Raw genomic sequence first — 23002 nt, 5'->3', positions numbered from 1 at the left:
TTTAAAAGAAAGTTTTTATATCCTCTCAGGATAACTTTCTTTTAAAAATGCGTTAGCCTTATTGCCGGACGCCCGCTACCACTCTGCGTGTCCTACCAAATTTCTGCGGAATTTGGATTTGGCGTCATAGGTATTTGCTCATTTCGTATAATGAATCATAAATACAGTCGGGTTCGACTTCAGACTCTGCAACAGTCTGCATATCCGCTTCACCGGTAAGTACCAGAAAGCCTTTTGCTCCGTTTTTAACACCGGTAGCCACATCCGTATAGATACGGTCACCGACAAAGGCAACCTCGTCGCGTTTGAAGCCGGTGATTTCCAATACCATATCCACCGTTTCCTTAAAAGGCTTGCCCAGGAAACGCGGCTTCACACCAGTGGAGGAGGTGATTAAATCGCACATTGCGCCGCAGTCTGGCATAAAGCCATCCTCTGTCGGGCAGTTGGTGTCCATATGGGTAGCCACAAAAGGTACGCCGTTACGGACAAAACGGCAGATTTTATCCAGCTTTTCATAGGTGAGGGTGGTATCAAAACTCTGAACCGCCACATCTGGCTCATCATCAACCAGATTGATGCCCTTTTCCTTAAAGCTGTTTTCCAAAAGCGGTGTCCCGTTCAGGTAAACACGCTTGCCTGGGTAGTAGGTTTTCAAAAATTCCGCGGTGACATCACCAGCGGTGACAACATCGCTTTCCTCTACCTCCAGACCCATTTTTGCCAGCTTTTCTTTGTAGAAAGACGGCACGCGGGATGCGTTATTGGTAAAGAAGATGAAGCTTCTTCCAGTTTCCTTAACCTTATGGATAAAATCCAAGGACCCTTCGATCAGGTTGTTGCCTAAATAGACGGTGCCATCCATATCCAGTACGAACAGTTTGACATCATTTAATGCCTGGTCTTTTTCAAATCGCATGTTTATTCTCCGTAAATTGTATTTGTAATTTTGTCTGCAATTTCTTCCAGACGGCCGTGGGCTTTTGCAAATTCCATAACAGAATACCGTGGACGTACTTTGTAGCCTTCGATCAGGCTTCTGTGGAATAAATCTCTGTCAATGCCGATATCCTTGGGTGTTACCGGGCAGCCGGCTTTGCGAAGAAGCGCTTCAATTTCTTCATGCGGCGGGCACAGCGCTCCGGTTCCCTCTGGCAGCAGGTCTGCCATTTCTTCAAAGAACATGGCGATGACCGGTGTCGCAACACCAACCTGTGTGCCGTGATGGATGGGTGTCAGGCCTCTCGCGATATAATCCATTTCCCAGTAATGGGACAGCATGTGTTCTGCGCCGGAAGCCGGACGGGAGATATTGACAAGCCCCATGGCCACACCGGTCAGGGTTAAGGCTTCAATCAGGTATAAGGTCGCTTCGTCGTTACGTTCCTTTAACGCTTCTGCCTGGCCAAAGCATTTGTCCAGAGCACGCTGCACAAGCTCTACGCAGGTTTCGCAGCGGTATTCGTCATTGACCTTAACGGATAAATCCCAATCTGCCAGAGCGGTAATTTTTCCTACGACATCGCCAAAGCCCGCATGGATTAATTCCATCGGCGCTTCTTTCATAATGTCGGTATCACCAACAACGCCATAAGCAAGGCATGCCGGATAAGAATATTTATAGCCATTGCAGATCAGCGGGGCACCATCGGCCACATAGCCATCCATAGAAGGCGCGGTGCAGACAATGATATAAGGCACCTTTGTACGGGAGGATACATATTTAACAGAGTCATTCAGTGAACCCGAACCTACGGCTACCATCAGGCTGACGTCTAGTTCCTGTTCTTCAAGAATACGTCCGACAACACTTTCATCTGGGATCAATAATTCTCCACCACGGTCAAACAGTAATTCCTTGACATTGAAGCCTGCGTCGTCCAACAGCTGTTTCGCTTCTCTTCCAGCTGCTTTATAGGTATTATCATCGTAAACGATGAGGATTTTTCCTTCTTTAAAGGGTTCCGCCACACGCGGCAGCTCCTTGATCGCGCCCTTCCCGATGGCGATGTCATGGATTGAAAAATTGTGATGTCTCCCGCAGGAGCAGTCGAATTCAGTGTTTGCCATTTCGTTGATGGCCAGGTTCAGGATTTCATTCATTGTTAGGTTCTCCTTTTAATTTAAAAAATCTAAAAGTATTAATGACCGTAAATTACGGCTATTCTTCTTCAATCAGCTTTCTTGCGCTTTCCACATCTGTAACCAGTGTATTGATATACTTACCGTTGATGGCGCCCTTGATGGCATCGACCTTTTCAATGCCGCAGGCTACACCGATGGAATGCGGTACGCGGCGCAGCTTTTTAATTTCAATGCCGACCACGTTGTTATCAATTTTGAAGGGAGTTGTACTTCCGTTTATGTCATAAAACTGCATACAGATGTCGCCTGCCACATGTTTTTCGCGCATTTTGTTCATTTCTACCCGGTCATAATAGCCGGTAGCCATAATGGCAGAAGTACTGTTGGGAACTCCGATTCCCACCAGTGCCACATCCAGCTTATCACCCATCCGGATAATTTTGCTGATGCCGTCCTCCTTCAAAAGCTCTTCCTTAATCTGTTTGCCGGAAACCCTTGCCGGTGCGTGCATGAGCATAAACTCTCCGCCAAAAACCTTTGCCAGATCCTCTACAATGTAGTTGGAATGCAGCTCCATCCGAAGATGGCCCATACCGCCGATCAGCGGGACAAAGGTGATGTTCTTGGTCGCGTTGCCCACAACGTGTCTGGCAATATACCCCAGGGTCGTACCCATGGATACCCCGACGATGTTGCCGTCCTTAACCACACGCTCCAGATACTGGGCGGCAGCCCGGCCAATTTCGTTTTTCTGGTCTTCGATGTCCTTCTTGGTGTCAACGACGATGACCTCACGCAGGCCATACAGGTTTTCGATTTCCCGCTCCAGCTCCACATAGTCGGTGCCTTCCAGGTTGTCGATGATGATTTTTACAATTCCCCGCTCCTTACCATTGCTGATGATCCGGGAAACCGTTGGCCTGGACAAGCCAAGCTGAGCTGAAATGACTTTCTGATTTAAATCCTGATTGTAATACATATCACAGATCTTAACCATCAGCCGCTCGTCATCAATGACCTTTTTCATCTTTTATCCCTCCAAACCTTTGTGATTTTTACTTTTGTTTATATCTGAAATATTGTCAATCATTGTTTAATGTCATTATATAACTTCTATAATGAATGTCAACCTGAAAAGTCGGTTATCTTAACAAGATTTTTGTATTTTTTCTAATTTTCTTCAAAATTTACGGATATTCTTCGCTGAAAATATTTACATTTTTTATTTTGTAAAAATAATATACTTTTTTTGAAATCAAAAAAATCCCACCGCAAGGCAGCATCTGCCCGCAGTGGGATGATCATCTCACTTTTCCTTCACTTCTTCTGTTTCCTGCTCCTGCACTTCCTCCGCCAGGGTGTCAGCGTCCTCAGCATCCACTTCCTCCACACTCAAATCAATGGTCTTGACATTCCGGTCTGCGCCGATAAAATAGGCAATGCCCAGAACAATGCTGACCATGTGCGGGATCATTGCAGTCAAACCATAGAGAATGCTCATACCCAGATTTACCGCACTGAACACAATGACCAGAATACTCAAGAACCTTAAAAAACGTGCCTTCCCAATGCTTTTACAGAAAATAATCCCCAAAATCCCAAGGATAACAATGCAGACGCCATTGACGATCAGCGATACTGACATCATATTGACCGTGTGCACCAGGCCTTCCATTGTAAGACCGCCCTCTGTGGCAATCTGCTGAATTTCATGGCTGTCGCCCAGCTGCTGCAGCATCGCCGCTGTTGAAAACAGTACGACGCCAAAAATTGTGATAAGGATACCCCATATCAGAAAAACAATGCCTGCGCCCTTTAAAAGGGCTTTTCCTTTCGGTTCCATTTTTTCCTCCTGAATAATAAGCTTTTTATTTATCCTATCACGAAAAGCAGGGATACCCGCAACCACTTTGGTAAAAATACACCCCTTTCGGTAAAACCCATAAAAGCGAAACCTTTTATTTTCAGAATGATTTTAATTGACAACCGTGATCTGCACTGGTACTATAATCACAGAAAAACAGTCCGTCTACTAAGGGCGGTCACGAGGTGAAAAGATCATGTTTAGAATAAAAGACTCTGACGCCATGCTGCACAATCTGATTGACCAGTCTGCCGCGGCTTTTTTTGACCAGTACCGCTTTGTCACACCAGCGGATTACTGTGTCTATAATTGTAAGAATGCCTGTCTTGAGGCCGAAGATATTCCCTGCTACGCAATCTGGCAGCGTGACACCCCCTGCCACAACTGTTCCTCCATTCGGGCACTCAGCCTCAAGGAGCCTGTCATCAAGCTGGAATATCTGGAAAACAAGGTCTTTCTGATCCTCTCCACCCCGCATACCCTCGATGGACGCCGCTGCGTTCTGGAAATGGCCAAGGATGTCACTGCCAGCCTGATGATCAATGATGACCGACACTGTGACAACACGATCATCACAGATGTTATCGCCGAACTCAACAATCTTTCTGTCCGTGATCTTTACACCGGCCTTTACAATAAAAATTACGCAGAACGCGAGGTTTCACGCTGTATTAACGAAAAAAAATCCTTTACCGCCGCCATGATGGATATTGATGATTTCAAAATTATCAACGACACTTACGGACACCAGACCGGTGACGTTGTCCTGCGTGAGATGGCCTCCCTGCTGACAGACGCGGCGGCCAACGGAAAAGGCTGGGCTGCCCGCATCGGCGGTGATGAGTTTATCTTAATTTTTCCTTCTCTTTCCCTTGAACAGGCAGAACCCGTCCTCTCCGCCCTGTCACGGGACATTAAAGAGCACCTTTTTTATAAAGGTGATTCCCGCTTTTCCGTCAATGCGAGCATGGGAATTAAGGAATACCACCCTGGGGAAATGAACGCCGCCGACTTTTTTGACCAGGTGGACATGCGGATGTATGCAGAAAAGAGACGAAATAAAAGCGGCCGATAAGCCGCTTTTTTAAATTGAGCGCAATAATTGTTTTACACGCCGGAGGTTTTATAATATAATTCTTTTTGAAAGCGCATGAGCATCGGGGATATGACACAGCTTTCATTTTAATTTATTCTGAAAAAAAGCGGCACTGCCGCGGGAGGTACAATATGACAAGAGCAACCGGCACCGTATCCAGAGGCGTACGGGCACCGATCATTCGAGAGGGCGACGATCTTGCGGGCATCGTGGTCGATTCTGTATTGGAGGCGTCTCAGAGCGAGGGCTTTGATTTAAACGACCGTGATGTTGTGGGCATTACTGAAGCTGTGGTCGCCCGGGCACAGGGCAATTACGCCAGCGTCGACGCCATCGCGGAGGATGTAAAGGCTAAATTCCCAGACGGCGAGTTCGGCGTGATTTTTCCAATCATGAGCCGCAACCGTTTTGCCATCTGTCTGCGCGGGATCGCCCGGGGCGCTAAAAAGCTGACCATTATGATGAGCTATCCCTCAGACGAGGTGGGCAATCATCTGGTCGATCTCGACCAGCTTGATGAAAAGGGCGTAAACCCCTGGACAGACGTGCTGGACGAAGCCCGTTACCGCGATCTGTTCGGAAGCAACCCCCACACCTTTACCGGCGTCGATTATGTCTCTTACTACAGGACGCTCTGCGAAGAGGAAAACGCCGAGGTCCGTTTTGTCTTTGCCAATGACTGCCGCAGCATTCTGCCCTATGAAAAGCATGTACTCACCTGCGATATCCATACCCGCGAGCGCTCCAAACGGCTGTTAAAGGCAGCGGGCGCTCTAACCGTTCTGGGCCTGGACGACCTGTTGACCAAACCGGTGGACGGCAGCGGCTACAACGCTGACTACGGCCTCCTGGGCTCAAACAAAGCCACCGAGGAAAAGGTCAAGCTCTTTCCAAAGGAGTGTGAGCATTTTGTCCATGAGGTACAGGCAAGACTGCACCAGGCTACCGGCAAAAGTATCGAGGTCATGGTTTTTGGCGACGGCGCCTTCAAGGATCCGGTCGGCAAGATCTGGGAATTGGCCGACCCGGTTGTCAGTCCGGCTTACACCGACGGTTTAAACGGAACCCCCAACGAAGTCAAGCTAAAATATCTGGCAGACAACAACTTTGCTGATTTATCTGGAGACGCCCTCAAATCAGCGATCTCCGAATACATTGCCAATAAACCCAAGGAATCCCTTGTGGGAAAAATGGAAACCCAGGGCACTACGCCGCGCCGTCTGACCGACCTGCTCGGCAGCCTGTGCGACTTAACCACCGGCAGCGGTGACAAGGGAACACCCATTGTATTAATCCAGGGGTATTTTGACAATTACGCGGATTAGAAAAAAGCAGTGTCTGGGCATTTCGGGCACTGCTTTTTAATTTAGGCTGCGGGGTATAACTTAAAAAACAGAAGGGATAAAGGCACATTCTATGAAATCCAATATTGTACTCAAAATCCTGGCACTGGTTATTGCGCTGTTCTCTGTTACGCTGTTAGCCTATACCATCGCAGAGGAACACCGGACGGATGAGCTGAACACTGTGCTGGACCCGCTGACCTTCACAGGCACCTGGCAGGCCAGTGACGGCGCAGCACCACAGCCTCTGACAGCTGATACCAAAATCGACTCTGACCAAAACCCTTCGGTTATTCTCACCGGCCACTTCAGCCAGAATATTAACGACGGCTCTCCCATTCTTTTCCGCGTGAGCAATATCCGGGTGCAATTGTATAAAAATGGCACTGAAATTTACAGCTTTGGCCAGCCAGGAGCCTACCCTTCTTTTTCAAAATCACCGGGTAACCAATGGGATGTGCTCCTCGCGCCCGGTGGCGTTGCCGCCAGCGATACCATCACCATCCGCCTGGAAAATATTTACCCCAGCAACAATGAGCAGGCTTTTAATCTTTTCCTTGAAAATCTTTTCATGGGTGATTCCGGCGTCCTGTTCAGAGACCTGGTCACCACCTCAGGCTCATCCCTGCTGCTGGGGGGCTTTATCCTGCTCATGGGACTGGTTCTGCTGGCAGCCGTCATTATTTTAAAAATCATCCGGACACCGCTGAGCTGGGCGCCTTTCCACCTGTCCCTGTTTACCATCGCCAGCGGACTGTGGATCTTTCTTGATTTTCATATCATCTCACTGCTCGTCACCACCAATGTTTTTACCAACATTCTGGATATTCTGAGTCTGAGCCTTATCATGCCCTTTTTGGGGCTCTATCTCCTGGACTTTGTAAAAAGCCGGGCCCGCTATGCGATTTCGGGCTGCGTTTACGCCGGGCTTGCCTTCACTCTGTTCTTTCTGCTGGTTCAGTCTCTGGGAATCTGGGACGGCTATGAGCTCCTCACCCCGCTCACCCTGCTTGACGCAGCGGCCGTGATCATTATTTTATTCAGCCTTATTTATGAGAATGCCCATAACCCACAGCGCGATACCCGCTTTATTCTGTTTTCCTGTGGTATCTGTTTTATTGGTTTTGGGGATATTGTAAACTACTATCTGGGGTTCCTGCCTTTTAACCTGTTCTTCAAGCTTGGCTTCACGCTCTTTATTCTGGCACAGCTTTCTTATATGGTCCGCTATACCCGGAACACCCTAGCCGCTGCCCGCAAAACGCAGGCGCTTGAAAAAGAGCTGGTGCAGAATCGTATCGCCATTATGCTGAGCCAGATCCAGCCTCATTTTCTGTTCAACGCTCTGACCGCCATCAAACAGCTCTGCGCCATTGATCCTGAAAAGGCCGAGGAGGCTGTCGGGCAGTTCGCTGGATTTCTCCGTGGCAACCTGGACTCACTGTCCCACACCGGCGCCATTCCTTTTGAAAAGGAACTGACCCACATTGAAAACTACCTGTCTCTGGAAAAAATGCGTTTTGGAAAACGTCTCAGCATCGCCTACGACATTGGCGTCAGCGACTTTTCTCTGCCGCCTCTGACGGTACAGCCTTTAGTGGAAAACGCAGTGCGCTACGGCGTAACCAAAAAACCTTCAGGAGGTACGGTTACCCTGTCCACCCAGGAAACAGAGGACAGTGTTATTCTCACCATTTCTGACGACGGCGTGGGCTTTGACCCTTCCGTCAAAAAAGAGGACGGCCGCAGCCATATCGGCATCGACAATGTCCGGAGCCGTCTGGAAAACCAGTGCGGCGGCCGCCTGACAGTTACCACCGTGCTGGGAAGCGGCACCACTGCCACCATTATTCTGCCTAAAAAAGGAGGTAGCACCGAATGAATATCATCGCAGTCGACGACGAAGCGCTGGCCCTGGGCTACATGCTTAAAATCCTAAAGGAGGCCGCGCCCGGCAGTCGTTTTAAGGGCTTTGAAGACCCCTTTGCCGCACTGGACTATCTCAGGGAAAATCCAGTGGACATTGCTTTTCTGGATATTGAAATGTATGGTCTGAACGGCATTGAGCTGGCCAAACGGTTCAAAGAGGCCGCCCCGTCGGTCAAGATCATCTTTTCCACCGGTTTTCCCGACTATGCCCTGGATGCCTTTTCAGTACATGCCAGCGGTTATCTGCTGAAGCCCCCCACCGTCGAAGCTGTAAAGTCCGAGATTGACAATCTCGGACTGCCGCCAGCCGTCAGCCAAAAACGGGTTCGGGTACAGACCTTCGGCAATTTTGAGGTCTTTGTGGACAACGCGCCTTTGCGCTTTGGACGCGCAAAGGCCAAAGAGCTTTTTGCTTATCTGGTGGACCGAAAGGGCTCTGGCTCTACCACCGCTGAGCTGATCTCTGTTCTGTGGGAGGACCGGGACCTGTCCCATTCCCTGCAGAGCCAGTTCCAGACCGTTGCCGCAGACATGATAAAGACCTTTAAAGCCGTCAATGCCGGGGATATCCTGATCAAAAAACGCAATTACCTGTCTGTGGACACCGAAAAGCTGGACTGTGATTACTATAATTTTCTAAAGGGCGATATCCGCGCCATCAACAGCTACGCTGGCGAATATATGCGCAATTACAGCTGGGCTGAATTTACCACCGGTTTCTTATCCCAGAAAGCCGGCATCCTCTGATTTACCAAAAAAGCCAGCACTGGGCTGGCTTTTTAATGGTCATCAAAGTACCTTCCTGCCCGCTCCGCGCTTCTCCTCAGCAGGTCAAAAAAAATGGCTCTCTCAATTTCTGTCATGCCTGCTGTGATTTCATCGACCCATCCGGTGCCAATGCGCTGCAGCTCTGGCAGCACCTCGTAGGCTTTTTCGGTGGGGTAAACGTCAAAGGAACGGCTGTCACAGGCGTTTGCCTCCCGGGTCAGGTAGCCATTTTCCTCAAGCTTTGCCACCATTTTAGTCACCGTGCTTTTATTCATGTCCAGCAGCTCAACAAAGCGGTTCTGCGGTATGCCCTCGTTTTCACAGGTGATCATGATAAAGGGCGCTTGTCCGCTGGTCAGCCCCAGCTCGCTGGTCTGTTTATTTAAATACATCTGAGTCTTCCTCTGAATAATGGAGATCAGCTTTAATATTTCATCCTGGGTCGGCAGCTCCATACTGGTGCCTCCTTCAAATTTCTGGCGTTACTCTAATTTTATGGCGTTACCGTCCATTTGTCAAATGAAAAGGCTTGCTGCAAATAAAAAAAGAATGCCACAAAGCGATGCGGCATTCTTTTGGGCTACACTCTCCAGCGCTTCAGGGCTGGAAAAAATTCTTTCATCATTCCCCGCGCCTGTTCCTCTGTCATTTCTGCATTATTCTCCACCATCGGACCAACGCAGATTTCAATCATTTCTTCCATGCTCATATCCGGCGCTGTAAAAGCGCCTTTCTCATAGCAGTACTGGCAGTAATCGTCGTTTGCACTGCCATCGGCATTTGTTCCGCATACCTCTTCGCTCATCGGCATCCCGCAGGACTGGCAAAATTTTTCCATTTTTTCCTCCTGATGTTCTGTATTTGTCTCTAGCATACCACCTAAACACTGACATCCTGTGTCATGATTTGAAAATTAATTTTGTTCAATAAGCTCAAGCATCACGCCGTCCGGGTCCTGAATAAAGAAAAAACGGGTTTTGGGATTTGGCTGAAAGGGTCCGCTTAAAACCGGCACGCCTTTTTTCTGAAGTGTCTCCATACATTCCTCCACCGACGCAATCTCAAATCCCAGCGAGATCTTTTCATTGACGTTCACCTCGCTGTCGCGAGCGTCTCCGATGAGCTCAAGCTCTGCCCCCTCACCGCCCATAAAGGCGATTTCTTTTTCCGGACCCGCTTTAAAGCGGCGCAAAACCTTAAGGCCGAGAATCTCCTCATAAAACCGGATGGACTCCTCTAAATGATTAACGTGAATGGTTACAAAAGAAAATTTCATGTCTGCTTTTATCCGCCAGGCCAGATGCCTTCTTTCTCTGGTATTTTTCAGTGCCAGCTCCTGGCACTGGCACTGCCCGTAAACTTTCTCTATTTAAAAGAACCGCCGCATTAGCAGCGGTTCTTTACCGTTGTTTCATAAATTTTATCAATTTCCAGCCTGCAGGGTCACATCGGCTTCTTTTGTCTGCCCGCCGCGTTCGTAAGTAATCTTAACGGTGTCTCCCGGCTTGTGTCCATAGAGGATTTCCTTCATCTTCAGCATGGTATTCACATCCTTGCCGTCAATGGTCAAAAGGATATCGCCTTTCTGGATACCCGCATTGGCCGCACCGCCGCCTGCCTGCACTGAGGCAACATAAATTCCCTTGTCAATGGGCTCTGCATCGTTGTAATAAGCAGCCTGCTGTTTATCATAGCCGCTGATCCCGATCACAGTCGGCGTAAAGCTGCCGCTTGTCACGACCTGATTGAGGATGGGTTTGACCACATTGATGGGAATGGCAAAGCCCATGCCTTCACCCTGGGCGTTTTTATAGGTATTAATGCCAATGACCTCACGGTTTGCGTTGACAAGCGGTCCGCCGCTGTTCCCTTTATTGATGGTGGCGTCTGTCTGGATCAAGTCTTCCGCTACCAGGCTGCTGTCAACAACCAGGCTTCGGTTTAAGGCGGAGATGATCCCCGCGGTGACGCTTCGTTCAAACTGAAGCCCCAGAGGATTCCCAATGGCGATGGCCACCTCACCGACTTTTAAATTATCAGAGTCTCCCAGAGTAACTGCTGGAAGATTTTTGGCGTCAATTTTAATAATAGCCATATCCAGGCTGGAATCTGCCCAAACCTTCTGGGCTGTGTAGTTATTTCCGTCAGCCAGAGAAACTTTTATTTCCTTTGGGTTATCGCTGATAACATGCTGGTTTGTGACAATATAACCATCAGACGTCACAATGAATCCTGAGCCTACGCCCACAGCTTCCTGAGTGCCCATCATGGTATTTTCTGTCATGGTGGTCTCAATTCCGGCCACGGATTCAGGGACAACCTGTGCCACGGCTTCTACCTGAGAGTCCACATTCACATCGTTGACGATAACCTTCTGGCCCGCGACAGTCTCGGTACGGGTCCCCCCGCCGAGGGTACCTGTAAAGTACAGGACAGCCACGAGAATAATCGCCACGATGATCCCACCGACTACACCGCCTACGATGGCGGCGGACACATGGGACTCTCTCTTTGGTCTTTCATTATTTTCGTACATTTTTCTTTCACCTCGTTTAATTTTGGATGAAAGTTCCTCTACAGTTCATAAATTTCACTGCTGTTTTTACGGCCTGCCACCACTAACGACAAATCTTCTCCGGGCTGTATGCCTTCGGTCTCCAGAATCCGCGCAGTGGTCTGGTACGCCAGAAGGGGATAATTATTTTCCTCACTGAGATGGGCTAAAACAACCTTATCAAGCCCTTCCTTGACCAGGGTACAGACCGTCTCGCCGCATATTTCATTGGAGAGATGCCCATGGTTTCCCTTAATACGCTGCTTAAGCGGAAAGGGGTAGCGTCCTGCTTCCAGCATGGCGGGATCGTGGTTAGATTCCAGCACCACAAGATCTCTGCCCTTCAGGGCTTCCATAATTCTGGGCGTGATAACGCCCGTATCGGTGGCAATACCCACACTGCTGCATCCGCTGTCAATGGTAAAGCCCACAGATTCCACCGCGTCGTGGGAGGTATTGAAAGCTTCGATCTGTAAATCTCCGATAACAAAGGCCTGGCCGGTTTCAAAAACCCGGACATTATGCTCCGCAATCTTTCCAAGGCTGTCCCGCATGCTTTCCCAAGTGGCAAAGTTGGCGTAAACCGGAAGGTCATAGCGTCTTGAAAGTACACCGACACCGTGAATATGATCGCGGTGCTCATGTGTTACCAGAATACCGCCAAGCTGGGCGGGCAGCTCATCGACGGCGCACAGCGCCTGTTCAATCCGCTTTCCGCTGAGGCCTGCGTCGATCAAAAGCTTTGTCTTACTGTGTGAAACAAAAAGGCTGTTTCCAGAACTTCCACTGTATAAACTACAAAATTTCATGCGAATCTCCTACTATCGAAAATTCGATCGGTAATAGAACTTCTTCTGCGCTTTAAGACAGAAGTGTCGCTGCTTACATGTTATCGAATCTTACTTAATCTTTACTTAACGCAACTTCTTTTAAAAACAGCAAAAAAACCCCGGACTTTAGCGGTCCGGGAGAACTTTTCAACTTTTCCTTTTTCATACCTGTCTGGGATATGAAAGGTCTGATTCCATAGGTAAAAAAGTGTACCCCTCCGCTTTAAGCGTCTCAAAAAGCTGGGGCAAAGCGGCCCGTGTGGTGTCCCGCAGCTCTGCATGGCAGAGGACAGTGCTCACATTGTGCTGATGAACCTCGCTCATAATTTTATTCACAACCGCGTCGGTGCTGGCGGGATTACCGCCCCCGTCACCAGCCGAGGAATTCCAGTCCACATAGTTATAGCCTCTGTCAAGAATCCCCTGTATACAGGTTGCGTTAGCGTTGAGCGAACCACCAGGGAACCTGAACATATGGGATATCTCACCCTTTCCTGTCACTTCAAGCTGAAATGCATCCAGTTTCGCAACGTCCTCATAAAAAGCCGGCGGATTTTTATAAAGGTCGTATTTATGACTCCAGCTGTGATTTCCAAGGGTGTGGCCTTCATCTACAATCCTCTTATAGGCAGCTCTTGCCACTTCATTATCACGGCCATTTGTAAAAAAGGTGGCCTTGATGTGATATTTTTTCAGAATGTCAAGCACCTCATTGGTATGCTCGCTGGGGCCGTCGTCAAAGGTCATAAAAACAACCTTAAGTCCATCGGTATCACCGTTTCGGATGCGCTCTTTAATGGCCTCCTGTTCCTTACTTTCTTCGGTCTTCAAGGCGCTGGTGCCCTTTTCCGCGGCGTTTGACAGGGCGGTCTGAAGGGTTTCCACCGCCTGAAGCGCTGTCTGGGAGTTCTTCTCAAGCTTCTTTGCCGGATGGGTGGCTATGAAAAAGAACGCCGTCATGAGCACAGCAGCAAGCGCCGCCACCCACACGTAAAACCGCGGTTTAAACCGGATGCGGCGTCTTTTTCGTGTCTTCATTTTTAGTCTTCGACTTTCTTTTCAATGGCCTCACGGCGGATAATGCCGCCAAGACTCCGGATATTACTTTCTAACTTTTCATAGCCGCGGTCAATATACTGGATATCTGTAATCCGGGTTTCGCCCTCGGCGATAAGCCCTGCGATGACCATGGCAGCACCCGCGCGCAGATCAGTTGCTTTAATCTTAGTCCCGGACAAAGTCGGAACGCCGGTAATATTGGCGACACGTCCGTTGATGGCAATCTCTGCGCCCATTTTGCGCAGTTCATCCACATATTTAAAACGGTTCTCAAAAATACTTTCAGTAATAACACTTTGTCCACTGGCAATGCTCATGAGTACTGCCATGGGCTGCTGCAGGTCGGTCGGGAAGCCTGGATAAGGCAGTGTTTTCACCTTACAGCCTTTAATATTTTCTTTTCCAATGACGCGGATACCATTGTCCTCTTCAATGATCTCGACGCCCATTTCACGCATTTTTGCGGTGACAGCCTCCATATGCTTCGGAATAACGTTTTTCACGAGCACATTGCCACAGGTTGCGGCAGCCGCCATCATATAGGTTCCTGCTGTGATCTGATCCGGTACGACGGAGTATTCACAGCCATGCATTTCATCCACACCTTTGATCTTAATGGTATCTGTTCCCGCGCCCTTAATATTTGCTCCCATCAAGTTCAGGAAGTTTGCCACATCCACAATATGCGGTTCTTTGGCCGCGTTTTCGATGATGGTCATGCCTTCTGCGCGGGTCGCCGCCAGCATGATATTGATAGTAGCGCCAACGCTGACCACATCCAGATAAATATCCGCGCCGATCAGACGGTCCGCTGTCATCTTAACCTGGCCGTGCTCAATGAGCACCTTTGCTCCAAGCGCTTCAAACCCCTTGATATGCTGGTCGATGGGGCGGTCTCCAATATTACAGCCACCCGGCAACGGAACAATGGCCTTGTGGTAACGGCCCAGCAGCGCTCCCAGCAGATAGTAAGACGCACGCATCTTTCCAGTTTCTTCTTCATATTCCGAACAGTCATAATTGATTGGTTTGTCCGTATTTATAATTAAAGTATCATTTTCTCTGTATATTTCTGCCCCCATCTTTTCCAGGATTGCAACGATCTTGTTAACATCCTTAATGTCGGGCACATTATCGATTTTGCTTGAGCAGGAACAAAGGATGGCTGCGGGAATAATACCCAATACTGCATTTTTTGCTCCGGAGATTGCCACCTCACCGTTTAGCGGGTGACCTCCTTCAATGATAAAAGTATCCATATAATAGTCTTCCTTTCGCACACGCATTTAACTTTGTTATTATATCATACCTAAACTGATTGGCAACCCAAAGTGCCCGTTTTTAAGCCAACAAATGAAAGAATTTACATCTCGTATACAATTGGGATAAAAAACTGCAGGGTTTTGTGCTATAATAAGAGCACTCTTTAATCAAGGATGTGTTTTCCAAATGAATCAGTTCAAGTTTATCATCGACAACGACAATATGGCCATGACGCCAGTCGAAAATATATTTATCAATCACTATATGCCCCGGGCCCGGGGCGATTATGTGAAGGTGTATCTTTTTGGGCTGAAGCACTGCTTTAACCATTCCCTTGAGCCCATTGACAACCTGGCACTCAGCAAGCTTTTTGACCTGACTGAGGGGGATGTCATCAAGGCATGGGAATACTGGGAAAAGGAGGGCATCCTCTCCCTGGAATACGTTGGCACAAAAGACATCATCGTCACTTATTACAACATTTCTGCCAGGCTGATGTCGCACCATACCAAGACAGAGGCCGAAACTAAAAAAGCAGAAACGCCCCAGAAGCAGGATCCTGACAGCATGGAGGCCCGTGTTGCCCACATGTATTCCAAAATTCAGCAGATGTATGGCAGCCGGACCATCACCCAGAAGGAAACTCAGATGTTTAAAAACTGGATCACTGAGTACCATTTTACCCCGGAAACTGTGATCCTTCTGGTGGAATATTCCATGAACCTTATTGGTAAAAAGGAAAAGCCCTTCACGGCAAAACAAATCATCAACTACCTGAAATCCGTAGCCGAGGGCTGGTACAGGGCCGGTATCCGTGAAGCCGCAGAGGCCGATGCCTATATCCGAAAAAGCGCAGGTGAACAGAAGCTGGTCTATGATGTTTTCAAATATCTCGGCCTTCGTCGGGCGCCCATCGCCTGGGAAAAGGAAATGATCATTCGCTGGGCAGACGACTACCACTTTGATATGGACATCATCACCGCGGCCATGCAGCGTTCCAGCAAACAGGATATCCGCTACATCGACGCCATTTTAAAACGCTGGTCCCAGAAGGGTTACACCAGCCTGGAAGAAATTAACGCAGAGCCTAAAAAGGGCTACCATCAGTCAAAGGGCGACGTCGTGATCAGCGAAGACCGCAAAAAGGTCTATGAAGAGCTTGACCAGTTAGACGAAGCCTGGTTATGGAGTGACGACAATGAATGAACGAACCAAAAAAGTCTACGATGCTTTTGAGCAAAAGCAGTTCCGAAACAAGCTTGAGCTTAAGCGAAAACAGGAGGCGCTTTATGCCTCCATTCCAAAGCTCGCTGAACTCGACCATGCCATCAACCTTCAGGGAATCCGAATGACCCGTGAGGTGTCCCGCAAAAATCCTGAAGCCATCGCCGAATTCCGCCAGAGTGTCGGGGCCTTAAAAAAGCAGAAGGAAGCCCTGCTGCTCCAAAACGGCTATCCGCTGGATTACCTGACGCTCCGCTACGACTGCCCAATCTGCAAGGATACCGGCTACGTGGACGGACAGGTCTGTTCCTGTTTAAAACAGGAGCTCATCCGGGCAGCCTTTAACAACTATGATTTGAATGTTCACGCCCAGGCCGAAAATTTCGATACCTTTAACCCGGGTTATTACGCAAACGAAACCGCTGAAGCTCAGAATGGCTCACCAAGGGAAAAAATGTGCCGTCTCAAGGAAAAAATGCAGCATTACTGCCTGCATTTCGAGTCGCAAAATGACAACTACCTGTTTACCGGCAAACCCGGCGTGGGTAAAACCTTTATGTCAAACTGTGTCGCCAACGCCCTTATCGGGCAGGGCTACAATGTTATCTATATCACCGCCGCTCATCTGGTCCAGGATATTCAGAGTAAAATTTTCAATGATAATATACCCATTAATGAAATATATTCCCCACTTTTCACCGCTGATTTGTTGATTATCGATGATTTCGGGGCAGAGTTTTACTCGGATTTCAGCAAAAAGCAGCTTTTTGAGGTAATCAATACCCGGCTGCAGGAGCATAAAAAAATCATTTTATCCACCAACCTGACCATGCCCCAGATTCTTGAAAACTACGACGAGCGTCTGACTTCCAGAATCCGCGGCAACTTCCTGAACATTGTCTTTGCCGGAGACGATATCCGCCTGATTAAAAAACGCATGGGATAAAAAACAGCGCCGGAGCTTTACAACTCCGGCGCTGTTTTATTTTTTATAATCCGGTCATAGGGCGCAGATGTTCCATAGATATCATTGATCATCTGTGTGTACCGCCCATCCTTTTCATAGACCACGATGGGCGCCTCTGTAATCAGATAAGGTTTCCCTGCCTTCATGCCCTCCACCAAAACCAGATTAGCCGGCTTGTCTGCATAGGGATGGATAAACTGCAGGCGTTTGGGCTCTACCCTGTGATCCCGCATCGCGCTCATAATATCCGCCAGACGGTCTGCACGGTGGATTAAAAACAGCTTGCCGCGGTCCTTCAACATCCGCTTGGCAAAAATTGCGATATCCTCAATACCGCACAGAATTTCGTGGCGCGCAATGGCCTTGGTCTCCATAGGATTTTTAAGCCCATGCCCCACCTTCATATAAGGCGGGTTGCTGACCACCACATCATAGCTGGTCGGCCGTACCTGCTCACCAGGGTTCCTGATATCACCATGAATAATCTCAATTTTTTCTTCCAGTCCATTGCAGGCTATACTGCGCCCAGCCATCTCCACCATATTCTCCTGAATTTCAAGGGCCTGGATTTTCTGAGCGCCTGTTCTTCCATATAAAAGCAGCGGAATAATCCCAGTTCCTGTCCCCAGGTCAATCACCCGGCTCTTTTTGCGCACTGCTCCCGAAGCAAACCATGACAGCAGCACTGCATCAATGCCAAAGCAGAAATAATCCGGGTTTTGAATGATCTTGAGTCCCTTAATTCCTAAATCTTCTAAACGCTCGTTCTCTTTTATAAAGTTATCCACAATTTATGCTCCATTATTCTTTCTATACCACAATATTTTGAAAAACACCCGTTTTCCACAAAAGTTGTCCACAATTTACCCGATTTTGTGCACTTATTGTGGATAACTCTGTGTAAGATTGTCCTAATTTTAACAAAAAGACTGTAATATTAAGCCGTTGAACACTTTTTGTTTTTTGCCAGCCCTGTTTATTACTCTTTTATAAAGTTATCCACATTTCCACAGTTTTTTGTGTGCATTCTGTGGATGAATCCCCCGTTCCTTTATTTTAGGGCTTTTCTTTTCCGAGCAAAACAAGTGTTTTTGTGTACAATTTTCTACTACTATACCATAAGTTATTCACAGTTTAAATACGAATACTGTCACTTTTTCGTAAATTTACTTTATTCTGACTCAGCTTTTTGTTATAATAAATTTAACTATAAACGAAAGCATGGTATAGACTATGGATAAACGCAATCCAGAGAGCCGCGAAGTCGAAGAGCTTCTGGAAAAAAAGAAGGATCTTTTTTCCCTTTTCTCCGCCTTTGAGGACCGGATCGATCATAAAATATCCCATCTCACTGATTCCGCGGAAATTCCCGTAGAATCCATCAAACAGAAAATCGTAGAATCCACCGGGCATCATCTGGAGGATCCTGTTGAGGATCTTTTTGAGCAGGCTGTTTTAAAGAGCCAGCAGAAAACCCATGAAAGCGGCATCATTGGTTTCCACACCGAAGAAATCCTCGGCGTAGAGGAAGCCCTGGCCGAACTGAAAAAAGCAGAACCCGCTAACTCCTTTGAGGAAGAGCCTGCTGCAGAACCAGCCGAAGTCATTGAAATGCCAGAAGATCCTGTCATTCTTACACAGACTGAACCCATCCCAACGCCCAATCCGGAGATTTCAGAGGCAGAACCGTCCGGGACAGACACCCAGACGCCTGCTGATATCTGGGTGGAGACAGAAATTTCTGAACCAGACCTTTCTGTCGAAAACCAGGACAATGCCGACGGCCCGCCAGAAGGAAGAATTGCCCGTCATGATGGAGAACCAATGGAGCTCCCGCTTGGCGTTGACGAGCCCGATCTGGCCGAAATCGACGAGCTGCTGCAAGAAGCCGAAGAATTAATGGAGGATATTCCTTACAGCCGGTATATGGCCGCAAGAGCCGCCGTCGACAAGGAAGTTCTCGATGATAATCCGCTGGAAACATCCGGGGATGAAGAGGCTGATTTTGAAGCTTATGATGAAGAATCTTTCGAAGAATATGACCCCGATGACTCGGACGCTTTTGAAACAGACAGCGACGAATATGGCGCCCTCTTTGAAGAAGATGACTTTGACGAGAATGACGCCTTTGACGACGAAGATTCCTTTTTAGAAGAGCACTCCAAGGAGGCAACTCTTTTTGAAGAAAACGGTCCTGAGGATTTTCCTGAGGGCGAAGACTTCGAGGAAGAAGACTTTTTAGCTGAAGATGATGCTATTTTCCAGGAAACCGTCAATGACACGACTTCCGAGGAGGCATCAGACCATCCTTTTGCCGATTTTTTTGAAGATACTGTGGAGACCGTCAAGGAAGATTTGTTTGATGAACTCCCACTGGATAAAGCCCCGGAGGAAGAATATTCTGATAATAATCTGGATGACGTCACCTACGAAAATGTTGATGCCGTGTCCCTCGGTGCCTTTAAATATTCCGCCGTATCCCTGCGTCTGATTTTATTTGTTATTGCCATGCTGGGCATGGGGGTATTCACCGCCCTGTCCTCAGGACGTTTTATTGCTATGGACTACCTGATTCTTTTTGTCCTGTGCATTTTTGTGGCCCTGACCATGGATATGTCCTTCAATGCTACCCTCATCGTAACCGTAGTCATCATGCTCGGGTGCTTTGGGGGACTGATATACACCTTCTTTACCGGCGGAGAAGTCAGTATGTTTCACATGTTTTGGTTTATCATCATCCCAGCCTGTCTGCTGACCGCCTCCGGCCTGGTCCAGAAAATCAAAGAAGTTATCCTCGCAAACCAGCTGCTTAATGAGGAGTTGGACAGCCTCTATGCCGAACAGGAGGACACTTTGTTCGAGAATAGCGAGGAAGAATAAAAGCTTTTTATACCGTCAGCGTATGCTGACGGTTTTTGTTTTATGTTGATAAATATAGCTTTTATTATTCTTCAACTTTCATATAACACCTTACATCTCATGTTAATCTTCAACGACTTGTAAGATGTATGCTGGAGAGGATTTTGCGCATTTAAATACATCTCATGTTAATCTTCAACTTCGCAAAAGAGTCGATACTATCAAACGTGATCGTGATTTAAATACATCTCATGTTAATCTTCAACCGACCGGAATTTTCCCGTTGGCATCCCGCTTGGCCATTTAAATACATCTCATGTTAATCTTCAACCCTACGCCGACGCCCTGGCCGCCGTAGAAGGCGACAATTTAAATACATCTCATGTTAATCTTCAACGCACTAAAACTCTTTCACAGGAATTATAACTTCGAATTTAAATACATCTCATGTTAATCTTCAACGCTTTTTACTTTCGTAAGCCCGGCCAGCGTAACCCATTTAAATACATCTCATGTTAATCTTCAACTTTTGTTTTGTTTAGTTTATTAATGGTGGCGGCCTGATTTAAATACATCTCATGTTAATCTTCAACGTACCATTTAGTCCAGTCTGGCCGAAACATGCTGGATTTAAATACATCTCATGTTAATCTTCAACGATATTTTCTTTGTTATAATGGTCGCAAAAAGATATATTTAAATACATCTCATGTTAATCTTCAACGATCAGTACGCCATGATCCATTCGAGGCTCAATTATTTAAATACATCTCATGTTAATCTTCAACTCAAAACCGGCAAAGGGCTCAGCCTCGCGGAAGAGCATTTAAATACATCTCATGTTAATCTTCAACACCATGTAAAAGAAGTATGTGAGCGGTTCAATAAATTTAAATACATCTCATGTTAATCTTCAACAAAATACTTACATAATTGGCTTTCCACGTGCTTTTCATTTAAATACATCTCATGTTAATCTTCAACTTACAAGCCCCTCCCAATTGAAACGATGTGGATTAATTTAAATACATCTCATGTTAATCTTCAACCAACGCACAGTACAAAGTATGGACAACCGACGACGCATTTAAATACATCTCATGTTAATCTTCAACTGCTTTATGGTATGCCCTTGACACGGTGACCGTGGCATTTAAATACATCTCATGTTAATCTTCAACCATAACAATCAAGCCATTCTTCCTCTATTTATATTCTCTAAGACCCTTGATTTCAAGCCATTTCTCTACAAATTTACCAGCCGCAGAGATTTTCGTCAATTCTTCTTTCAAATGGCGCTCAAACCTTTTGTTTAAAAGGATTTTGACTTTTTAAAATTTTCTGTGCCTGGTAAAACAGAACTACAGAAAAAGGTCTTCTGAGGATTCGGAGATGCCCATGACTTCTTCTCCAAAGACATTTCCATTCAGCAGTTTTACAATACAGACGAAGTCTTCATCTTCAACAATAATTTTTTTCAGTTCGTTTTTCAGGGCAATCAATTTTGAAGGGGTTATGTCTCCTCTGAATACAGATTTCTGATAATGCACAAGATATTTTTTGCAAATTTTAAAAATTTTAGCCACACGCTTTTCATTAATATCATAAAACACGAAGGCATAATTATAATTAAAATTTTTATCTGTACTCATAGCTTCTCTCCCATATTAAAGGGGATAAATGGCTTTTCCTCAAGAATGTCTTTGATCAGCTTATAGCAGTCCAACTTCAACGCAGTCCGATAGCTGGTCTTTCGTTTGAGCTTTGGATGCTCAAACACACTGTCCAAACGGGCTTCAAAGGCGCTAATAAAAATTTTTCGCCCCTCCTCATTCAGGATACAATAATTCAGCTTTTTTTCAAAATGCTTGTCTACCTGTAGTTTTCGGTTATTGACCACATCAAAAATTGTCTTGAAAACAATGGCTGGTTTAAAAACTTCGCATAAATCGAGGCTCAGAGAAAAACGTCCCTCTGAAGGCTCATGAAGAAAGCTGATCCGCTGGTCAAGATGGGTCTGATAAATCACCGACACGGTTTTGCTGTACAGCAGGCTGTTTCCAAAGGAGACCAAAGCATTGATTGGATTATCCGGAGGCCGTTTGACCCTTTTGTTCATGATAAAATCTTCAGGCAGAAAATACTGAAAGCTGCTGTAAAACCGTTGCCAGATTTCGCCCTCGGCCTGCAAAACCTGCTTGACATCCTCTGCTTTGCCGATCCGATCAGGCAAGTCATGCCTGATCCAGTCAATGGTCGGCTTGACGTCTTTTTTATCATGCTTATAATAATGATACAGCAGTTCATCGATATTCTTTCCAATGCCGCCTACGATGGCCTTCGCAATGCCTAAACGCCGATTTTCAAATGCTTTTACCTGCGCGATGAGCAGTTTCCCGCTGACCAAATGCTCTTTGGGATAAAAGGTACCGCTGTAACCGCCGTAATAGTTAAAAAAATGTACAATGATTTCATTTTTCGCCAAAAAATCCAACAGCTTGGTGTTCAGCGATATTTCAGACATACAATAAATCTCACTGACCTGCTCAACTGGAATATACTTGTTGCGGCTGCCCACTCGAAAACACAGCGAATTATCCTTTCGGCTCAGCTCACCCATGGAGGTTAAATACTTTGTTGTTCCCATTTTACCTTCTCCTATAAAACACAGTAGTCAAAATACGCGCATTGACGACACTTTTTACCCGTCTCCCGCTCAGGCGGAAAGGGGGTTTCCAGCAGTGTCTCAATGGCGCGAATGATTTCCTCTAATTCTTTTTCGCGCTCCTGGGTTAAATCCTCATAATAGATTTTCCGCTCGGCCTTTTTCTTTTCGATAAATTCAATTTTTCCTCTGCGCTCGATCCCCTTATCCTTCAGAACCTTTAAATAAAACAGTACCTGCCATTTGACCGCTTCATAATCCGCATCCGATTTTTTTACCTCGACCAGATAATCCTTCGTAATCTTATCTAAACGGATATTCTCAATGCTGATTTCCGTCGATTCACTTTCTTCTGCCCTTATCTCGTGCAGGGCTTTTCTAATTTTCACATCTTCACTGTTGCTTTCCAGGTTGATGCGGTTTCCATGCAGCCAGCACTGCCTTTTACAATGAAAATAATAATTGACCAGGGTTCCGTTAACCTTCATTTTATTTT

At 46.8% G+C, this 23002-nt stretch carries 22 protein-coding genes and 1 CRISPR repeat array; of the genes, 7 read left to right on the top strand and 15 right to left on the bottom strand.

The window, feature by feature from the left end; all coding sequences use genetic code 11:
* Positions 1-124: 124 nt before the first annotated feature.
* The 4 genes from FYJ53_RS12395 to FYJ53_RS12380 all read right to left on the bottom strand — a co-directional run bounded on the left by FYJ53_RS12395 (position 125) and on the right by FYJ53_RS12380 (position 3928).
* Positions 125-919 (bottom strand): HAD-IIA family hydrolase, encoded by a 795-nt coding sequence (locus tag FYJ53_RS12395; RefSeq protein ID WP_013378524.1) that lies wholly within the window; start codon positions 917-919, stop codon positions 125-127.
* 2 nt (positions 920-921) lie between these two features.
* On the bottom strand, positions 922-2103 hold the full coding sequence (locus FYJ53_RS12390) for a sn-glycerol-1-phosphate dehydrogenase (RefSeq protein ID WP_090412304.1): 1182 nt from the start codon (positions 2101-2103) through the stop codon (positions 922-924).
* Between the two features lie 58 nt (positions 2104-2161).
* Positions 2162-3112 carry a sugar-binding transcriptional regulator gene (locus FYJ53_RS12385; protein ID WP_013378522.1) on the bottom strand — a complete coding sequence of 317 codons (951 nt, stop codon included), beginning with the start codon at positions 3110-3112 and terminating at the stop codon, positions 2162-2164.
* A 279-nt stretch (positions 3113-3391) separates the two neighbouring features.
* Positions 3392-3928 (bottom strand): hypothetical protein, encoded by a 537-nt coding sequence (locus FYJ53_RS12380; protein WP_041689793.1) that lies wholly within the window; start codon positions 3926-3928, stop codon positions 3392-3394.
* 217 nt (positions 3929-4145) lie between these two features.
* On the opposite strand from FYJ53_RS12380, the gene FYJ53_RS12375 reads away from it, so the two are divergent.
* The 4 genes from FYJ53_RS12375 (at position 4146) to FYJ53_RS12360 (ending at position 9064) form a co-directional block, all read left to right on the top strand.
* Positions 4146-5024 carry a GGDEF domain-containing protein gene (locus FYJ53_RS12375; RefSeq protein ID WP_090412302.1) on the top strand — a complete coding sequence of 293 codons (879 nt, stop codon included), beginning with the start codon at positions 4146-4148 and terminating at the stop codon, positions 5022-5024.
* Between the two features lie 152 nt (positions 5025-5176).
* The gene (locus FYJ53_RS12370) at positions 5177-6370 is read left to right on the top strand and encodes a coenzyme F420-0:L-glutamate ligase (RefSeq protein ID WP_013378518.1); all 1194 of its coding nucleotides are present in this window, start codon (positions 5177-5179) and stop codon (positions 6368-6370) included.
* A 91-nt stretch (positions 6371-6461) separates the two neighbouring features.
* The gene (locus FYJ53_RS12365; RefSeq protein ID WP_090412300.1) at positions 6462-8270 is read left to right on the top strand and encodes a sensor histidine kinase; all 1809 of its coding nucleotides are present in this window, start codon (positions 6462-6464) and stop codon (positions 8268-8270) included.
* On the top strand, positions 8267-9064 hold the full coding sequence (locus FYJ53_RS12360) for a response regulator (protein ID WP_013378515.1): 798 nt from the start codon (positions 8267-8269) through the stop codon (positions 9062-9064). Before FYJ53_RS12365 ends, FYJ53_RS12360 begins: the two co-directional genes overlap by 4 nt.
* Positions 9065-9096: 32 nt before the next feature.
* Here the strand turns inward: FYJ53_RS12360 and FYJ53_RS12355 are convergent, their stop codons facing one another.
* The 7 genes from FYJ53_RS12355 to FYJ53_RS12325 all read right to left on the bottom strand — a co-directional run bounded on the left by FYJ53_RS12355 (position 9097) and on the right by FYJ53_RS12325 (position 14787).
* Entirely contained in the window at positions 9097-9540 is a 444-nt protein-coding gene (locus FYJ53_RS12355) for a MarR family winged helix-turn-helix transcriptional regulator (protein ID WP_013378514.1), read from the bottom strand.
* Between the two features lie 125 nt (positions 9541-9665).
* On the bottom strand, positions 9666-9923 hold the full coding sequence (locus FYJ53_RS12350) for a zinc ribbon domain-containing protein (RefSeq protein ID WP_090412299.1): 258 nt from the start codon (positions 9921-9923) through the stop codon (positions 9666-9668).
* 75 nt (positions 9924-9998) lie between these two features.
* Positions 9999-10361 carry a VOC family protein gene (locus FYJ53_RS12345; protein ID WP_013378512.1) on the bottom strand — a complete coding sequence of 121 codons (363 nt, stop codon included), beginning with the start codon at positions 10359-10361 and terminating at the stop codon, positions 9999-10001.
* 147 nt (positions 10362-10508) lie between these two features.
* Positions 10509-11621: a S1C family serine protease gene (locus FYJ53_RS12340; protein ID WP_154557358.1), complete on the bottom strand. Its 1113-nt coding sequence runs from the start codon at positions 11619-11621 to the stop codon at positions 10509-10511.
* Between the two features lie 38 nt (positions 11622-11659).
* Positions 11660-12448 carry an MBL fold metallo-hydrolase gene (locus FYJ53_RS12335; RefSeq protein WP_013378509.1) on the bottom strand — a complete coding sequence of 263 codons (789 nt, stop codon included), beginning with the start codon at positions 12446-12448 and terminating at the stop codon, positions 11660-11662.
* Between the two features lie 183 nt (positions 12449-12631).
* Positions 12632-13507: a polysaccharide deacetylase family protein gene (locus tag FYJ53_RS12330; protein ID WP_013378508.1), complete on the bottom strand. Its 876-nt coding sequence runs from the start codon at positions 13505-13507 to the stop codon at positions 12632-12634.
* Positions 13508-13509: 2 nt separating this feature from the next.
* On the bottom strand, positions 13510-14787 hold the full coding sequence (locus FYJ53_RS12325; protein ID WP_013378507.1) for a UDP-N-acetylglucosamine 1-carboxyvinyltransferase: 1278 nt from the start codon (positions 14785-14787) through the stop codon (positions 13510-13512).
* Between the two features lie 190 nt (positions 14788-14977).
* Here FYJ53_RS12325 and FYJ53_RS12320 point away from each other — a divergent pair, with 190 nt between their 5' ends.
* Both FYJ53_RS12320 and FYJ53_RS12315 read left to right on the top strand, forming a co-directional pair.
* On the top strand, positions 14978-15997 hold the full coding sequence (locus FYJ53_RS12320; RefSeq protein WP_013378506.1) for a DnaD domain protein: 1020 nt from the start codon (positions 14978-14980) through the stop codon (positions 15995-15997).
* Positions 15990-16961 (top strand): ATP-binding protein, encoded by a 972-nt coding sequence (locus FYJ53_RS12315; RefSeq protein ID WP_148428583.1) that lies wholly within the window; start codon positions 15990-15992, stop codon positions 16959-16961. Before FYJ53_RS12320 ends, FYJ53_RS12315 begins: the two co-directional genes overlap by 8 nt.
* A 17-nt stretch (positions 16962-16978) precedes the next feature.
* Here FYJ53_RS12315 and FYJ53_RS12310 read toward each other — a convergent pair whose 3' ends face one another.
* Positions 16979-17770 (bottom strand): tRNA1(Val) (adenine(37)-N6)-methyltransferase, encoded by a 792-nt coding sequence (locus FYJ53_RS12310; protein WP_013378504.1) that lies wholly within the window; start codon positions 17768-17770, stop codon positions 16979-16981.
* A gap of 445 nt (positions 17771-18215) precedes the next feature.
* Here FYJ53_RS12310 and FYJ53_RS12305 point away from each other — a divergent pair, with 445 nt between their 5' ends.
* Positions 18216-19862 carry a hypothetical protein gene (locus FYJ53_RS12305; RefSeq protein WP_148428581.1) on the top strand — a complete coding sequence of 549 codons (1647 nt, stop codon included), beginning with the start codon at positions 18216-18218 and terminating at the stop codon, positions 19860-19862.
* 84 nt (positions 19863-19946) lie between these two features.
* A CRISPR array of direct repeats spans positions 19947-21022; the repeat unit is 30 nt; unit sequence ATTTAAATACATCTCATGTTAATCTTCAAC.
* A 180-nt stretch (positions 21023-21202) separates the two neighbouring features.
* Here FYJ53_RS12305 and cas2 read toward each other — a convergent pair.
* Genes cas2 through FYJ53_RS12290 form a run of 3 tightly spaced genes read right to left on the bottom strand, consistent with a single transcriptional unit; the run spans position 21203 to position 22994 of the window.
* Entirely contained in the window at positions 21203-21493 is a 291-nt protein-coding gene (gene cas2 / locus FYJ53_RS12300) for a CRISPR-associated endonuclease Cas2 (RefSeq protein ID WP_013378500.1), read from the bottom strand.
* On the bottom strand, positions 21490-22488 hold the full coding sequence (gene cas1b, locus FYJ53_RS12295; protein ID WP_148428579.1) for a type I-B CRISPR-associated endonuclease Cas1b: 999 nt from the start codon (positions 22486-22488) through the stop codon (positions 21490-21492). Before cas1b ends, cas2 begins: the two co-directional genes overlap by 4 nt.
* A gap of 11 nt (positions 22489-22499) precedes the next feature.
* On the bottom strand, positions 22500-22994 hold the full coding sequence (locus FYJ53_RS12290; protein ID WP_148428577.1) for a CRISPR-associated protein Cas4: 495 nt from the start codon (positions 22992-22994) through the stop codon (positions 22500-22502).
* Positions 22995-23002 lie beyond the last annotated feature (8 nt).

This window comes from Eubacterium sp. BL-380-WT-2B, from assembly GCF_009696115.1.
Lineage (GTDB): Bacteria > Bacillota > Clostridia > Eubacteriales > Eubacteriaceae > Eubacterium > Eubacterium callanderi.
Note: the sequence above shows the minus strand (reverse complement) of the source record. Positions and strands in the feature narration are given on the sequence as shown.

Bases quoted from the DNA above. Each gene is read 5' to 3' on its own strand.
- FYJ53_RS12390 (WP_090412304.1), bottom strand. From the start codon at position 2,103: ATGAATGAAATCCTGAACCTGGCCATCAACGAAATGGCAAACACTGAA.
- cas1b (WP_148428579.1), bottom strand. From the start codon at position 22,488: ATGGGAACAACAAAGTATTTAACCTCCATGGGTGAGCTGAGCCGAAAG.
- FYJ53_RS12360 (WP_013378515.1), top strand. From the start codon at position 8,267: ATGAATATCATCGCAGTCGACGACGAAGCGCTGGCCCTGGGCTACATG.
- FYJ53_RS12395 (WP_013378524.1), bottom strand. From the start codon at position 919: ATGCGATTTGAAAAAGACCAGGCATTAAATGATGTCAAACTGTTCGTA.
- FYJ53_RS12375 (WP_090412302.1), top strand. From the start codon at position 4,146: ATGTTTAGAATAAAAGACTCTGACGCCATGCTGCACAATCTGATTGAC.
- FYJ53_RS12335 (WP_013378509.1), bottom strand. From the start codon at position 12,448: ATGAAATTTTGTAGTTTATACAGTGGAAGTTCTGGAAACAGCCTTTTT.
- FYJ53_RS12380 (WP_041689793.1), bottom strand. From the start codon at position 3,928: ATGGAACCGAAAGGAAAAGCCCTTTTAAAGGGCGCAGGCATTGTTTTT.
- FYJ53_RS12385 (WP_013378522.1), bottom strand. From the start codon at position 3,112: ATGAAAAAGGTCATTGATGACGAGCGGCTGATGGTTAAGATCTGTGAT.
- FYJ53_RS12290 (WP_148428577.1), bottom strand. From the start codon at position 22,994: ATGAAGGTTAACGGAACCCTGGTCAATTATTATTTTCATTGTAAAAGG.
- cas2 (WP_013378500.1), bottom strand. From the start codon at position 21,493: ATGAGTACAGATAAAAATTTTAATTATAATTATGCCTTCGTGTTTTAT.
- FYJ53_RS12330 (WP_013378508.1), bottom strand. From the start codon at position 13,507: ATGAAGACACGAAAAAGACGCCGCATCCGGTTTAAACCGCGGTTTTAC.
- FYJ53_RS12315 (WP_148428583.1), top strand. From the start codon at position 15,990: ATGAATGAACGAACCAAAAAAGTCTACGATGCTTTTGAGCAAAAGCAG.
- FYJ53_RS12340 (WP_154557358.1), bottom strand. From the start codon at position 11,621: ATGTACGAAAATAATGAAAGACCAAAGAGAGAGTCCCATGTGTCCGCC.
- FYJ53_RS12355 (WP_013378514.1), bottom strand. From the start codon at position 9,540: ATGGAGCTGCCGACCCAGGATGAAATATTAAAGCTGATCTCCATTATT.
- FYJ53_RS12350 (WP_090412299.1), bottom strand. From the start codon at position 9,923: ATGGAAAAATTTTGCCAGTCCTGCGGGATGCCGATGAGCGAAGAGGTA.
- FYJ53_RS12320 (WP_013378506.1), top strand. From the start codon at position 14,978: ATGAATCAGTTCAAGTTTATCATCGACAACGACAATATGGCCATGACG.
- FYJ53_RS12370 (WP_013378518.1), top strand. From the start codon at position 5,177: ATGACAAGAGCAACCGGCACCGTATCCAGAGGCGTACGGGCACCGATC.
- FYJ53_RS12345 (WP_013378512.1), bottom strand. From the start codon at position 10,361: ATGAAATTTTCTTTTGTAACCATTCACGTTAATCATTTAGAGGAGTCC.
- FYJ53_RS12365 (WP_090412300.1), top strand. From the start codon at position 6,462: ATGAAATCCAATATTGTACTCAAAATCCTGGCACTGGTTATTGCGCTG.
- FYJ53_RS12305 (WP_148428581.1), top strand. From the start codon at position 18,216: ATGGATAAACGCAATCCAGAGAGCCGCGAAGTCGAAGAGCTTCTGGAA.
- FYJ53_RS12325 (WP_013378507.1), bottom strand. From the start codon at position 14,787: ATGGATACTTTTATCATTGAAGGAGGTCACCCGCTAAACGGTGAGGTG.